This window comes from Streptomyces sp. NPDC088910 (assembly GCF_044749865.1).
GTDB lineage: Bacteria > Actinomycetota > Actinomycetes > Streptomycetales > Streptomycetaceae > Actinacidiphila.
Genome location: NZ_JBIVIV010000004.1, coordinates 433,979 through 447,531, shown reverse-complemented (window position 1 = coordinate 447,531; position 13,553 = coordinate 433,979). Strand labels below are relative to the sequence as shown.

The window sequence follows — 13,553 nt, the reverse complement described above, 5'->3', positions numbered from 1 at the left end:
CGCCCGGCACTCCACTGCAAGCTTATAGTCCGCCGCCGCGGACGTGACACGGCATCTCGGCCTTTGGATTCGTGGCGGAACGCGTCATCACGCGTCCACCCGAGTGTCACTTTCCGGCAATCTCGCGCCGACAAGATCCCACACCCGGTCCGCGAGATCCTCCTTGGGCCCGTACGGTACGGGGGTCTCGCTGCCGTCGGCGCCCAGTACCACAGCCTCGTTCTCCTCGGTGCCGAACGCCTTGCCGTCACCCACTTCGTTGACGACGAGCAGATCACAACCCTTTCGGGTGAGCTTGGCGCGTCCGTTGACGAGGACGTCGTCGGTCTCGGCGGCGAAGCCGACGACGAGCTGTCCCGGCCGGGCGCGGTGCGCGGAGATCTCGGCGAGGATGTCGGCGTTGCGGACCAGGGTGATCGGCGCGGGCTCCTGGTCGTCCTTCTTCTTGATCTTGCCCGCCGCGTACCGCGCGGGGCGGAAGTCCGCGACGGCGGCGGCCATCACCACCACGTCGGCGTCGGCGGCGGCCTTGAGCACCGCTTCCCTGAGCTGTTCCGCGGTGCCGACGGTGACGACGTCGGCGCCGGCCGGGTCGGGGAGCCCGGTGTTGGCCGCGAGGAGGGTGACCCGGGCGCCGCGCGCCACGGCGGTACGGGCCAGCGCGTAGCCCTGCTTGCCGGAGGAGCGGTTGCCGAGGTAGCGGACCGGGTCGAGGGGTTCACGGGTACCGCCCGCGCTGATCACCACATGGCGTCCGGCCAGGTCCGGCTCGGCGGGTCCCCGGCGCAGCACGCGGCGGCAGACCTCGTAGATCTCGGCGGGGTCGGGCAGCCGTCCCTTGCCGGTGTCGACGCCGGTCAGCCTGCCGACGGCGGGTTCGATGACGACGCAGCCCCGGCGCCGCAGGGTGGCGACGTTCTCCCGGGTGGCCGGGTGCTCCCACATCTCGGTGTGCATCGCGGGGGCGAAGACCACCGGGCAGCGGGCGGTCAGCAGGGTGTTGGTGAGCAGGTCGTCGGCGAGGCCGTGGGCGGCCTTGGCGAGCAGGTCGGCGGTGGCGGGGGCGACCACGACGAGGTCGGCGTGCTGGCCGATCCGTACGTGCGGGACCTCGTGGACGTCGTCCCAGACGCGGGTGGAGACCGGGTTGCCGGACAGCGCCGACCAGGTGGCCTCGCCGACGAAGTGCAGCGCGGACTCGGTGGGCACCACCCGCACGCCGTGCCCCGACTCGGTGAGCCGCCGCAGCAGCTCGCACGCCTTGTAGGCGGCGATGCCGCCGCTCACACCCAGCACGACCTGTGGTTTCGCCATCGTGTCTCCCGACCCGAGATCCGTCGTCCGAACCGTCCTGCGACCTGTCCCGCGACCCGTTCCGCGCGGGTCACCTGACACGTCCCATGACACACCACGGGCCCGGCGGTCGCTCCGCCGGGCCCGTGCTGAAACGCGTGTGGATGTGTGCTGGCGTCAGTGCGCGGGTGCCTCGACCGCTTCGGAGGTCAGCAGACCCGCGTTGATCTCGCGCAGCGCGATGGAGAGCGGCTTCTCGTGCACGTGGGTGTCCACGAGCGGGCCGACGTACTCCAGCAGGCCCTCACCGAGCTGGGAGTAGTACGCGTTGATCTGGCGCGCGCGCTTGGCGGCGTAGATCACCAGGCTGTACTTCGAATCGGTGGCTTCGAGCAGCTCGTCAATCGGAGGATTGATGATGCCCTCGGGCGTGGTGATGGAAGAGGACACGCTCTACCTACCCCTACTACTGATGGAAAACGGAAAAGACTGAGTCAGCTCAGTCAATCTGCATCAAGGCTAGCAGCTCACGCGCTACAGCCTCGACCGAGGTGTTGACAAGGGTCACGTCGAACTCGGCCTCGGCGGCCAGTTCGACCTTGGCCGCGCTCAGCCGTTCCTCGATCACCTCGGGCGATTCGGTGCCGCGCCCGGTGAGGCGGCGGACCAGTTCCTCCCAGCTCGGCGGCGCGAGGAAGACCAGGCGCGCCTCGGGCATCGACTCGCGGACCAGCCGGGCGCCCTGGAGGTCGATCTCCAGCAGCACGGGCTCGCCCGCGCCGAGCTTGTCGAGCACGGCCGCACGGGGCGTGCCGTAGCGGTTCCCGGCGAATTCGGCCCACTCCAGCAGTTCGCCGTTGGCGACGAGCTTGTCGAACTCGTCGTCGTCCACGAAGTAGTACTGGACACCGTGCTGCTCGCCGGGGCGCGGCTTGCGCGTGGTGGCGGAGACCGACAGCCAGACGTCGGGGTGCACCGTGCGCAGGTGGGCGACGACCGTGCTCTTGCCGACCCCTGAGGGGCCGGAGAGCACGGTCAGTCGCGGGTGTCTGTCCGGGGGGGCCGGAGTGGCCCCCTGCGAAGCGAGGGGGCGGGCCGCCCCCCGGGAGACTGTAGAACTCATGGAGCGATTATCCCTGGTTCCCGGAGGTGCTGGTGCCGCGGCGGGGCAAAGCTTGCCGGGGGCACGAGGACCGTCAGGCGGAGGCGCCGCCGAACTCGCGCTCCAGGGACGCGATCTGGTTCGAGCCCAGACCACGGACGCGACGGCTCTCGGAGATCCCGAGCCGCTCCATGATCTGCTTGGCGCGCACCTTGCCGACGCCGGGCAGGGACTCCAGGAGAGCGGAGACCTTCATCTTGCCGATGACGTCGTTCTCCTGGCCCTGCTTGATGACCTCGTGCAGAGAGGCGCCGGAGTGCTTGAGCCGGTTCTTGACCTCGGCGCGCTCCCGGCGAGCCGCGGCGGCCTTTTCGAGCGCGGCAGCGCGCTGTTCAGGGGTAAGGGGCGGAAGAGCCACGCCTACGTCACCTCGGATGTAGAGCAATCGGATATGGACCGTGTGGTGGAGCACACTCCCCCCGCGTTTACGGGGCGAGAAGCGACGCGAGTGAACGTCGCCGCTCCTGTCGGAGACTAGCGGTCCGAACGGCTCAAGTCAGCGAGAACAGACGAAAAGTCCTGGTCAGACTCGATCCAGCGGGATATTTGGGGCAAAGCGGAACAGGTTTCTGCGTCAATTCGTTCGGTGGTTGAATCTGAACCTTCTTTTTGACGTTTAAACAGCGCGCGACCGGCCCCATCAGGGGCGCGACCGGGGCAACGTTTTGGGGTCCGTCCGGGCCCCGGAGGACCCGGACTCCCCTGCCGCGCACCGTCGTTGGGCCGCCTACCCCCGACCGGTACGGCTACCCGCCCGAGACCGCCGCGCGCACCTCGTCGGTGAAGCGCGCCGCCGCCTCGCGCAGTCCCGCCGCGTCGGGTCCGTGCCGCAGCACGTCCCGGCTGACGCTGGGCACCACATTGGCCACCGCGGAGCCGAACAGCGCCGGCAGTCCCGCGGGCGTGGCGCCCTGCGCCCCGATGCCGGGCGCCAGCAGCGGCCCGTTGATGTCGAGATCCGCGCCCGCCTCCGACAGCGTCGCGCCGACCACCGCGCCGACCGAACCCAGCGGCGTCACACCCGCGTTCTCGGCCGCCATGTGGTCGAGCATCACCTGCGCGACGGACGCGCCGCCCGCCGCCGTCGCCCGCTGCACCTCCGCGCCCTCCGGGTTGGAGGTCAGGGCGAGGACGAAGACCCCGGACCCCGAGATCCGCGCCGCGTCCAGCGCGGGCCGCAGCGACTCGAAGCCGAGATAGGGGCTGACCGTGACCGCGTCGGAGAACAGCGGCGAGTCCTTGTCCAGATACGTGGCGGCGTACGCGGCCATCGTCGAGCCGATGTCGCCGCGCTTGGCGTCCATCAGCACCAGGACGCCCGCGGCCCGCGCCTCGGCGACCGCCCGCTCCAGTACGGCGATACCGCGCGAGCCGAAGCGCTCGAAGAACGCCGACTGCGGTTTGAGGACCGCCGTACGGTCGGCCAGCGCCTCGACCACGGTCATCGTGAAGCGTTCGAGACCGGCCACGTCGTCGTTGAGGCCCCACGCGGTGAGCAGCGCGGCGTGCGGGTCGATGCCGACGCAGAGCTGTCCGCGGGTGTCCATGGCCCGGCGCAGCCGCGCGCCGAAGGGTTCGAGTTCCACCTGCGGCGGGGTCGGGGTCATACCGGCACCTTCCGTGTGTCGGCGCCGACGGCGTCGGCGAGCGTGGCGTACGGGCTGGTGGCCAGGCGGGCGGCCAGGCCCTTGTGGACCGCGCGCATCCAGAAGGGGCCCTGGTAGATGAAGGCGCTGTAGCCCTGCACCAGGGTGGCGCCCGCGAGAATCCGCTGCCAGGCGTCCTCCGCGTCGCGGATGCCGCCGACGCCGACCAGCGTGATCCGGTCGCCGACCCGCGCGTAAAGCCTGCGCAGCACCTCCAGGGAGCGGTCGCCCAGCGGCGCGCCGGACAGCCCGCCGGTCTCCGCGGTCAGCCGGGGGTCGGACGCCAGGCCGAGGCCGTCCCTGGCGATGGTGGTGTTGGTGGCGATGATGCCGTCGAGGCCCAGTTCCACGGCGAGGTCGGCGACGGCGTCCACGTCCTCATCCGCCAGGTCGGGCGCGATCTTGACCAGCAGCGGCACGCGGCGGTCGGTCACCGTACGGTCGGCGGCCTCGCGTACCGCCGTCAGCAGCGGGCGCAGGGCGGCGGTCGCCTGGAGATTGCGCAGTCCCGGCGTGTTCGGCGAGGACACGTTGACCACCAGGTAGTCGGCGTGCGCGGCCAGCCGCTCGGTGGACGTCACGTAGTCGCCCGCCGCCGCCTCCTCCAGGACCGTCTTGGTCTTGCCGATGTTGACGCCGACGGTGGTACGGAAGACCGGTCGCCGGGCGGCGAGCCGGTCCGCGACGGCGGCGGACCCGTCGTTGTTGAAGCCCATCCGGTTGATCAGCGCGCTGTCGGCGACCAGCCGGAACAGCCGGGGCCGCGGATTGCCGGACTGGCCCTGCGCGGTGACCGTGCCGATCTCGACGTGGTCGAAGCCGAGCATGGCCATCGCGTCGATGGCGACCGCGTTCTTGTCGAACCCGGCCGCCAGCCCGAACGGCCCGTGCATCCGCAGGCCCAGGGCCTCGGTACGCAGCGACGCGTAGCGCGGCGCGAGCGCCGCCGCGACGAAGGTGCGCAGGACGGGGACCCGCGCCACCAGCCGGATCCACCGGAAGGCCAGGTGATGGGCGCTCTCGGCGTCCATGCGCCGGAAGAAGAGCCGGAAGAAGAGGTGGTACATCGTGTAGCGGTCATCTCCTCGGAGGGGGATGCGCCCCGGAAGGGGCGCGGGGAACTGCGCGCACAGCGGGCGCCGGGCCGCAGCTCACCCCTCGCGCGCCGCGATCAGATGCCGCGCGTGCTCCTGCAAGGAGCGCACCCCGATGTCGCCGCGCGTCAAGGCGTCGATGCCCTGGACGGCCGCGGCGAGCGCCTGGACCGTGGTCAGGCAGGGGATGCCGCGGGCGACGGCGGCGGTGCGGATGTCGTAGCCGTCGAGGCGTCCGCCGGTGCCGAAGGGGGTGTTGACGATGAGGTCGACCTCGCCCTCGTGGATGAGGGTGACCACGGTCGGCTCGCCCTCGGGCCCCACGCCCTCGCTCTGCTTGCGCACGACCCGCGCCTCGATGCCGTTGCGCCGCAGGACTTCCGCGGTGCCCGAGGTGGCCAGCAGTTCGAAGCCGTGCTCGATCAGCGCGCGGGCCGGGAAGATCAGCGCGCGCTTGTCGCGGTTGGCGACCGAGATGAAGGCGCGGCCCTTGGTGGGCAGCGCGCCGTACGCTCCGGCCTGGGACTTGGCGTACGCGGTGCCGAAGACCGCGTCGATGCCCATGACCTCGCCGGTGGAGCGCATCTCCGGGCCGAGGATGGTGTCGACGCCCCGGCCCTGCATGTCGCGGAACCGCGACCAGGGCAGCACCGCTTCCTTGACGGAGATCGGCGCGTCCAGCGGCAGGGTACCGCCGTCGCCCGTCGTCGGCAGCAGGCCCTCGGCGCGCAGTTCCGCGACGGTGGCGCCGAGCGAGATCCGCGCGGCGGCCTTGGCCAGCGGCACCGCGGTCGCCTTGGAGGTGAAGGGGACGGTACGGGAGGCGCGCGGGTTGGCCTCCAGTACGTAGAGGATGTCCCCGGCGAGCGCGAACTGGATGTTGATCAGGCCGCGTACGCCGACTCCGGCGGCGATGGCCTCGGTGGAGGCGCGCAGCCGCTTGATGTCGTGGCCGCCGAGCGTGATCGGCGGCAGGGCGCACGCGGAGTCGCCGGAGTGGATGCCGGCTTCCTCGATGTGCTCCATGACGCCGCCGAGGTACAGCTCGTGGCCGTCGTAGAGCGCGTCCACGTCGATCTCGATGGCGTCGTCGAGGAAGCGGTCGACGAGCACGGGGCGGTCGGGGCTGATCTCGGTGGACTCGGCGATGTAGGAGGCGAGCCGGGTCTCGTCGTAGACGATCTCCATGCCGCGCCCGCCGAGCACGTACGAGGGGCGGACGAGCACCGGGTAGCCGATCTCGTCGGCGATGGCCTTGGCGCCGTCGAAGGTGACGGCGGTGCCGTGCTTGGGCGCGGGCAGTCCGGCGGCGGCCAGCACGCGGCCGAAGGCGCCGCGGTCCTCGGCGAGGTGGATGGCCTCGGGCGAGGTGCCGACGACCGGCACCCCGTTGTCCTTGAGTGCCTGCGCCAGGCCGAGCGGGGTCTGGCCGCCGAGCTGCACGATGACACCGGCGACCGGGCCCGCGAGCGTCTCGGCGTGCACGATCTCCAGGACGTCCTCCAGGGTGAGCGGCTCGAAGTAGAGCCGGTCGGAGGTGTCGTAGTCGGTGGAGACGGTCTCCGGGTTGCAGTTGACCATCACGGTTTCGTACCCGGCGTCGTGCAGCGCGAAGGAGGCGTGCACGCAGGAGTAGTCGAACTCGATGCCCTGGCCGATCCGGTTGGGCCCGGAGCCGAGGATGATCACGGCGGCCTTCTCGCGCGGCGCGACCTCGCTCTCCTCGTCATAGGACGAGTAGAAGTACGGGGTGTCGGCGGCGAATTCGGCGGCGCAGGTGTCGACGGTCTTGTAGACCGGGCGGATGCCGAGCGCGTGCCTGACCTCGCGGACGACATCCTCGCGCAGGGAGCGGATGCCGGCGATCTGGGCGTCGGAGAAGCCGTGCCGCTTGGCGTCGGCGAGCAGTTCGGGGTCGAGGCGGTCGGCCGCGGCCAGTTCGACGGCGTACTCGTGGATCAGGAAGAGCTGGTCCACGAACCAGGGGTCGATCTTCGTGGCGTCGAAGACCTCTTCCGGGGTGGCCCCGGCGCGGATCGCGGTCATGACGGTGTTGATCCGGCCGTCGGTGGGGACGGCGGCGGTGGCCAGCAGCGCTTCCTTGTCCGCGGCGGAGACCGGGGTCACGAAGTCGAACTGCGAGCCCTTCTTCTCCAGCGAGCGCAGCGCCTTGTTGAGCGCCTCGGTGAAGTTGCGGCCGATGGCCATGGCCTCGCCGACCGACTTCATGGTGGTGGTGAGGGTGGCGTCGGCGGCCGGGAACTTCTCGAAGGCGAAGCGCGGCACCTTGACGACGACGTAGTCCAGCGTCGGTTCGAAGGACGCGGGGGTCTTCTCGGTGATGTCGTTGGGGATCTCGTCGAGCGTGTAGCCGACGGCCAGGCGGGCGGCGATCTTCGCGATCGGGAAGCCGGTGGCCTTGGAGGCGAGCGCGGAGGAGCGGGAGACGCGCGGGTTCATCTCGATGACGATGACCCGGCCGTCCTCGGGGTTGACTGCGAACTGGATGTTGCAGCCGCCGGTGTCGACGCCGACCTCGCGGATGACGGCGATGCCGATGTCCCGCAGGATCTGGTACTCGCGGTCGGTGAGGGTCATCGCGGGCGCGACGGTGATGGAGTCGCCGGTGTGCACGCCCATCGGGTCGAAGTTCTCGATGGAGCAGACGACCACGACGTTGTCGTGCTTGTCGCGCATCAGCTCCAGCTCGTACTCCTTCCAGCCGAGGATGGACTCCTCCAGGAGCACCTCGGTGGTCGGCGAGAGGGTCAGGCCCTGCCCGGCGATGCGGCGCAGTTCGTCCTCGTCGTGCGCGAAGCCGGAGCCCGCGCCGCCCATGGTGAAGGAGGGGCGGACGACGACGGGGTAGCCGCCGAGGGTGTCGACGCCGGCGAGCACGTCGTCCATGGTGTGGCAGATCACCGAGCGGGCGGAGTCGCCGTAGCCGATCTTCGCCTTGACGGCCTCGACGACGCCCTTGAACAGGTCGCGGTCCTCGCCCTTGTTGATCGCCTCGACGTTGGCGCCGATCAGCTCGACGCCGTACTTGGTGAGGACGCCGTTGTCGTGCAGCGAGATCGCGGTGTTGAGCGCGGTCTGGCCGCCGAGGGTGGGCAGCAGCGCGTCGGGGCGCTCCTTGGCGATGATCTTCTCGACGAATTCCGGGGTGATCGGCTCGACGTACGTGGCGTCGGCGATCTCCGGGTCGGTCATGATCGTGGCGGGGTTGGAATTGACGAGGATGACCCGCAGGCCCTCGGACTTGAGGACCCGGCACGCCTGGGTGCCTGAGTAGTCGAACTCGGCGGCCTGGCCGATGACGATCGGGCCGGAGCCGATGACCAGGACGGACTGGATATCGGTGCGCTTAGGCACGCTGGCCCTCCATCAGGGAAACGAAGCGGTCGAACAGATAGGCGGCGTCGTGCGGTCCCGCCGCCGCCTCCGGGTGGTACTGGACGCTGAAGGCGGGCCGGTCGAGCAGCCGCAGACCCTCCACCACGTCGTCGTTGAGGCAGACATGGCTGACCTCGGCGCGGCCGTACGGGGTGTCGCTGACCCGGTCGCGCGGCGCGTCCACGGCGAAGCCGTGGTTGTGCGCGGTGACCTCGACCTTGCCGGTGCCGCGGTCCTGCACCGGCTGGTTGATGCCGCGGTGGCCGTACTTGAGCTTGTACGTGCCGAAGCCGAGCGCCCGGCCGAGGAGCTGGTTGCCGAAGCAGATGCCGAACAGCGGGGTCCCGCGCTCCAGGACGGCCTGGATGACGGTGAGGTCGGCGGTGGCCGGGTCGCCGGGGCCGTTGGACAGGAAGACGCCGTCGGGCGCGACCGCGTAGACGTCCTCGACGCTCGCGTCCGCGGGCAGGACGTGCACCTCGATGCCGCGCTCGGCCATCCGGTGCGGGGTCATGCCCTTGATGCCGAGGTCGAGGGCGGCGACGGTGAAGCGCTTCTCCCCGATCGCCGGGACGACGTAGGTCTGCCGGGTGGCGACCTCGGCGGACAGGTCGGCGCCGGTCATCTCGGGGGCCTGCCGGACCCTGGCGAGCAGCGTGCCGTCGTCGGCCAGTGCCTCGCCGGAGAAGATGCCGACCCGCATGGCGCCGCGTTCGCGCAGGTGGCGGGTGAGGGCGCGGGTGTCGATGCCGCTGATGCCGACCACGCCCTGGGTGGTCAGCTCCTCGTCGAGCGAGCGCCGCGAGCGCCAGTTGGACGGGGTGCGGGCGGGGTCGCGTACGACGTAGCCGGACACCCAGATGCGGGACGACTCGGCGTCCTCGTCGTTGACGCCGGTGTTGCCGACGTGCGGGGCGGTCATGACGACGACCTGGCGGTGGTACGAGGGGTCGGTGAGCGTTTCCTGGTAGCCGGTCATACCGGTGGAGAAGACGGCCTCGCCGAAGGTCTCCCCCACCGCCCCGTAGGCACGGCCGCGGAAGGTGCGGCCGTCCTCCAGGACGAGTACGGCGGGTGCGGTGGCCGCCCGGACGGAGGTCGTCATTGTGCGCCTTCCTTCTTTGCCTGTTGTTCGGCCGGGCCGACGCCCGGTGTGTGGTCCGCGAAGGCGACTTCCGCCGCCCGTCGGCCGGGGGCGTCCTCGCCGCCGCTGACGCGGTTGATCTCCGCGACCCAGGCCGGGTGCTGCGCGGCCTGGTCGGCGCGGAAGCCGGAGTCGATGAGGGTGCCGCCGTGCTCCCAGGTGACGACCAGCAGGCCGCCCTCGGTGAGGACCTTGCCCGCGATGCCCTTGTCGAGGCGGGCGCCGCGCAGGGCGGCGGCGGGGACGAAGAAGCCGGGGGCGCCGACGCGGTCGGCGTCCAGGCCCTCCTCGGTGAGGGTGAGCGTCACTTTGCTGCGTACGCCGAGGCCGTGGGCGACGATCCGGTCCAGCCACTGCCCCGCGGTGGTGCTGCCGTGGTAGCGGCCGTCGAATTCCAGGAGCGGTTCGCCGGTCTCCTCGGGGGCCTGCGGGAGTGCGGGCAGGCCGCCCTGGAGGGTGCGGCGCCACTGCCAGCCCTGGCGCATCAGCCAGTACAGCAGGCCGACGAACAGGGCGAGGCCGACGATCCAGCCGATCCGGTCGGTCCAGTCGGTGACCTTCGCCGAGTGCTTGTCCGCGGCCCGCGCCGTACCAGCCGCCAGCAGTGTCAGAGGTGTCACGTGAGCTTCCCGTCCATGACCGTCGCCTGGCCCCGCAGGAAGGTGGCGTGCACCCGGCCCGGCAGTTCGCGTCCCTCGTAGGGGGTGTTGCGGCTGCGGGAGGCGAAGCCCGCGGGATTGACCACCCCACGGTATGCGGGATCGACCAGGACGAGGTTGGCGGGCTCGCCCTCGGCGAGCGGCCGTCCGTGGCCCGCGAGCCGTCCGATGACGGCGGGCCTGGCCGACATGCGGTCGGCGACGCCCGCCCAGTCCAGCAGTCCGGTGTCGACCATGGTGTGCTGCACGACGGACAGCGCGGTCTCCAGGCCCACCATGCCCATGGCGGCGGCGGCCCACTCGCAGTCCTTGTCCTCGTGCGGGTGCGGTGCGTGGTCGGTGGCCACACAGTCGATGGTGCCGTCGGCCAGGGCCTCGCGCAGCGCGAGCACGTCCGCCTCGGTGCGCAGCGGCGGGTTGACCTTGTAGACCGGGTTGTACGTACGCACCAGCTCGTCGGTGAGCAGCAGGTGGTGGGGGGTGACCTCGGCGGTGACGTCCCAGCCCTTGGACTTGGCCCAGCGGACGAGTTCGACGGAGCCCGCGGTGGACAGGTGGCAGATGTGCACGCGGGAGCCGACGTGCGCGGCGAGCAGGATGTCGCGGGCGATGATCGACTCCTCGGCGACGGCGGGCCAGCCGGTCAGGCCCAGTTCGCCGGAGACGGTGCCCTCGTTCATCTGGGCGCCCTCGGTGAGCCGGGGCTCCTGCGCGTGCTGGGCGACGACGCCGTCGAACGCCTTCACGTACTCCAGCGCGCGGCGCATGATCACCGCGTCGTCCACGCACTTGCCGTCGTCGGAGAAGACCCGTACCCGGGCGGCCGAGTCGGCCATGGCGCCCAGTTCGGCGAGCTGCTTGCCCTCCAGGCCGACGGTGACGGCGCCGACCGGCTGCACGTCGCAGTAGCCGGACTCCTTGCCGAGCCGCCAGACCTGCTCGACGACGCCCGCGGTGTCGGCGACGGGGAAGGTGTTGGCCATGGCGTGCACGGCGGTGTAGCCGCCGATCGCGGCGGCCCTGGTGCCGGTCAGCACGGTCTCGGAGTCCTCGCGGCCCGGCTCGCGCAGGTGGGTGTGGAGGTCGACCAGGCCGGGCAGCAGGACCATCCGGCCCTCGCCGTCGACCACGGTGGCGTCCTCGGTCCCGTCGCCGGACAGGCCCGCGCCGATCCCGGCGATGGTCTCGCCGTCGATCAGGACGTCCTGCGGCTCGCCGCCCAGTACCTTCGCGCCACGGATCAGGATCTTGCTCATGGTTACTTGCTCTCCTCGGTACGGGCGGGGCCGGTCGTCGCGGGTGCGGTCTCGGGGACGGGCGCGGTGGTGGCGATGGCCGGTTCCGAGCCGCCGAGCAGCAGGTACAGCACGGCCATCCGGGTGCTGACGCCGTTGGCGACCTGCTCCACGACGGTGCAGCGCGGCGAGTCGGCGACCTCGGCGGTGATCTCCATGCCGCGGTTCATCGGTCCCGGGTGCATGACGATGGCGTGCTCGGGCAGCACCGCCATCCGCAGTCCGTCCACGCCGTAACGCCGGGTGTACTCGCGCTCGGTGGGGAAGAAGGCGGCGTTCATCCGCTCGCTCTGCACGCGCAGCATCATCAGCGCGTCGGTCTTGGCGAGCACCGCGTCGAGGTCGTAGCTGACCTCGCACGGCCACTGCTCGACGCCGATCGGCAGCAGGGTCGGCGGGGCGACCAAGGTGACGCGCGCGCCGAGGGTGTTGAGCAGCAGCACGTTGGAGCGGGCGACCCGGCTGTGCAGGATGTCGCCGACGATGGTGACGCGGCGGCCCTCCAGGTCGCGGCCGACGCCGGACAGGTGGCGGCGCATGGTGAAGGCGTCCAGCAGTGCCTGCGTGGGGTGTTCGTGGGTGCCGTCGCCCGCGTTGACCACCGAGCCGTTGATCCAGCCGGAGGTGGCCAGGCGGTGCGGCGCGCCGGACGAGCCGTGCCGGATGACGACGGCGTCGGCGCCCATCGCCTCCAGGGTCAGCGCGGTGTCCTTGAGGGATTCGCCCTTGGAGACCGAGGAGCCCTTGGCGGAGAAGTTGATGACGTCGGCGGAGAGCCGCTTGGCGGCGGCCTCGAAGGAGATGCGGGTCCGCGTCGAGTCCTCGAAGAAGAGGTTGACGACGGTACGGCCGCGCAGGGTGGGCAGTTTCTTGATGGGCCGGTCGGCGACGCGGGCCATTTCCTCGGCGGTGTCGAGTACGAGGAGGGCGTCGTCGCGGCTGAGGTCGGCGGCCGAGATCAGGTGGCGCTTCATGCGGGTCACTCCGGGGGTGCTGGGGCGGGTCAGGGCGCGCGGAAGCACAGGACCCCGGCGGGGGTCCTGTCCTGGGTGCGCTAGTCGTCCGCCGGGAGGCCCTCGCGCGGCGCCGCGTCGTCCCGGTCACGGCGGTCGCGCCGGTCGCGGTCCTTGTCGTCCTTCTGGCCGAGCAGGACGGTGTCGCGGCCGTCCTCCTCGGTGAGCTGGACCTTGACGGTCTCGCGCAGCGAGGTGGGCAGGTTCTTGCCGACGTAGTCGGCCCTGATCGGCAGTTCACGGTGGCCGCGGTCGACCAGGACCGCGAGCTGTACGGCGCGGGGGCGGCCGATGTCGTTGAGCGCGTCGAGGGCGGCGCGGATGGTGCGGCCGGAGAAGAGCACGTCGTCGACGAGGACGACGAGCCTGCCGTCGATCCCGGTGGCCGGGATCTCGGTGCGGGCCAGCGCGCGCGCCGGGTGCAGCCGCAGGTCGTCGCGGTACATGGTGATGTCGAGGGAGCCGACGGCCGTCGTGCGGCCGGTGATCTCGGCGAGCTTGGCCGCCAGGCGCTGCGCCAGATAGACGCCGCGGGTCGGGATGCCGAGGAGCACCACGTCGTCCGCGCCCTTGGCGCGTTCCACGATCTCGTGGGCGATACGGGTGAGGACGCGCGCGATGTCGGGTGCTTCGAGCACCGGACGGGCGGGCGCGGGGTTCCACTCGGCGGTATCGCGGTCTTCCGGGGTACTGCGGTCTTCGACCATGGGTCGGGGACCTCCTTCCCCGCCTCACGGGACGGGCATTAAAGGACGTCAGGGGTACGCGGCAACGATATCAGGTGGCGCAGAGCGCCCAGGTCAGCGACCGATCGGCCCTTTCCGGCTTGACGAGCACGGATTACGCTGCGT

12 protein-coding genes are annotated in these 13,553 nt (G+C 71.2%); all 12 read right to left on the bottom strand.

Annotation, left to right across the window (positions count from 1 at the left end; genetic code table 11):
* Window positions 1-87: 87 nt before the first annotated feature.
* Entirely contained in the window at window positions 88-1,314 is a 1,227-nt protein-coding gene (coaBC, locus tag ACIP4Z_RS12820) for a bifunctional phosphopantothenoylcysteine decarboxylase/phosphopantothenate--cysteine ligase CoaBC (RefSeq protein ID WP_391046660.1), read from the bottom strand.
* 156 nt (window positions 1,315-1,470) lie between these two features.
* On the bottom strand, window positions 1,471-1,743 hold the full coding sequence (rpoZ, locus tag ACIP4Z_RS12815) for a DNA-directed RNA polymerase subunit omega (RefSeq protein WP_033174507.1): 273 nt from the start codon (window positions 1,741-1,743) through the stop codon (window positions 1,471-1,473).
* Window positions 1,744-1,792: 49 nt separating this feature from the next.
* Window positions 1,793-2,416 carry a guanylate kinase gene (gene gmk, locus ACIP4Z_RS12810; RefSeq protein ID WP_355348790.1) on the bottom strand — a complete coding sequence of 208 codons (624 nt, stop codon included), beginning with the start codon at window positions 2,414-2,416 and terminating at the stop codon, window positions 1,793-1,795.
* A 73-nt stretch (window positions 2,417-2,489) separates the two neighbouring features.
* Window positions 2,490-2,813 carry an integration host factor gene (locus tag ACIP4Z_RS12805; RefSeq protein WP_093712873.1) on the bottom strand — a complete coding sequence of 108 codons (324 nt, stop codon included), beginning with the start codon at window positions 2,811-2,813 and terminating at the stop codon, window positions 2,490-2,492.
* 388 nt (window positions 2,814-3,201) lie between these two features.
* Window positions 3,202-4,041 carry an orotidine-5'-phosphate decarboxylase gene (gene pyrF, locus ACIP4Z_RS12800; protein ID WP_391046719.1) on the bottom strand — a complete coding sequence of 280 codons (840 nt, stop codon included), beginning with the start codon at window positions 4,039-4,041 and terminating at the stop codon, window positions 3,202-3,204.
* A 17-nt stretch (window positions 4,042-4,058) separates the two neighbouring features.
* Window positions 4,059-5,168 (bottom strand): quinone-dependent dihydroorotate dehydrogenase, encoded by a 1,110-nt coding sequence (locus ACIP4Z_RS12795; protein ID WP_401307150.1) that lies wholly within the window; start codon window positions 5,166-5,168, stop codon window positions 4,059-4,061.
* Window positions 5,169-5,252: 84 nt separating this feature from the next.
* Window positions 5,253-8,570, bottom strand: a complete 3,318-nt coding sequence (carB, locus tag ACIP4Z_RS12790; protein ID WP_355348779.1) for a carbamoyl-phosphate synthase large subunit — start codon at window positions 8,568-8,570, stop codon at window positions 5,253-5,255.
* A complete protein-coding gene (gene carA, locus ACIP4Z_RS12785; protein WP_401307145.1) occupies window positions 8,563-9,696 on the bottom strand; it encodes a glutamine-hydrolyzing carbamoyl-phosphate synthase small subunit in 1,134 nt (377 codons plus the stop codon). The genes carB and carA overlap by 8 nt, the downstream gene beginning before the upstream one ends.
* Entirely contained in the window at window positions 9,693-10,355 is a 663-nt protein-coding gene (locus ACIP4Z_RS12780) for a hypothetical protein (RefSeq protein ID WP_401307142.1), read from the bottom strand. Before ACIP4Z_RS12780 ends, carA begins: the two co-directional genes overlap by 4 nt.
* Entirely contained in the window at window positions 10,352-11,650 is a 1,299-nt protein-coding gene (locus ACIP4Z_RS12775; protein WP_401307139.1) for a dihydroorotase, read from the bottom strand. The genes ACIP4Z_RS12780 and ACIP4Z_RS12775 overlap by 4 nt, the downstream gene beginning before the upstream one ends.
* 2 nt (window positions 11,651-11,652) lie before the next feature.
* Complete coding sequence (locus ACIP4Z_RS12770) at window positions 11,653-12,663, bottom strand: aspartate carbamoyltransferase catalytic subunit (protein WP_355348767.1); 1,011 nt, start codon at window positions 12,661-12,663, stop codon at window positions 11,653-11,655.
* 80 nt (window positions 12,664-12,743) lie between these two features.
* A complete protein-coding gene (gene pyrR / locus ACIP4Z_RS12765; protein WP_355348764.1) occupies window positions 12,744-13,409 on the bottom strand; it encodes a bifunctional pyr operon transcriptional regulator/uracil phosphoribosyltransferase PyrR in 666 nt (221 codons plus the stop codon).
* Window positions 13,410-13,553 lie beyond the last annotated feature (144 nt).

Bases quoted from the DNA above. Each gene is read 5' to 3' on its own strand.
- coaBC (WP_391046660.1), bottom strand. From the start codon at position 1,314: ATGGCGAAACCACAGGTCGTGCTGGGTGTGAGCGGCGGCATCGCCGCC.
- pyrR (WP_355348764.1), bottom strand. From the start codon at position 13,409: ATGGTCGAAGACCGCAGTACCCCGGAAGACCGCGATACCGCCGAGTGG.
- ACIP4Z_RS12770 (WP_355348767.1), bottom strand. From the start codon at position 12,663: ATGAAGCGCCACCTGATCTCGGCCGCCGACCTCAGCCGCGACGACGCC.
- ACIP4Z_RS12775 (WP_401307139.1), bottom strand. From the start codon at position 11,650: ATGAGCAAGATCCTGATCCGTGGCGCGAAGGTACTGGGCGGCGAGCCG.
- gmk (WP_355348790.1), bottom strand. From the start codon at position 2,416: ATGAGTTCTACAGTCTCCCGGGGGGCGGCCCGCCCCCTCGCTTCGCAG.
- ACIP4Z_RS12795 (WP_401307150.1), bottom strand. From the start codon at position 5,168: ATGTACCACCTCTTCTTCCGGCTCTTCTTCCGGCGCATGGACGCCGAG.
- carA (WP_401307145.1), bottom strand. From the start codon at position 9,696: ATGACGACCTCCGTCCGGGCGGCCACCGCACCCGCCGTACTCGTCCTG.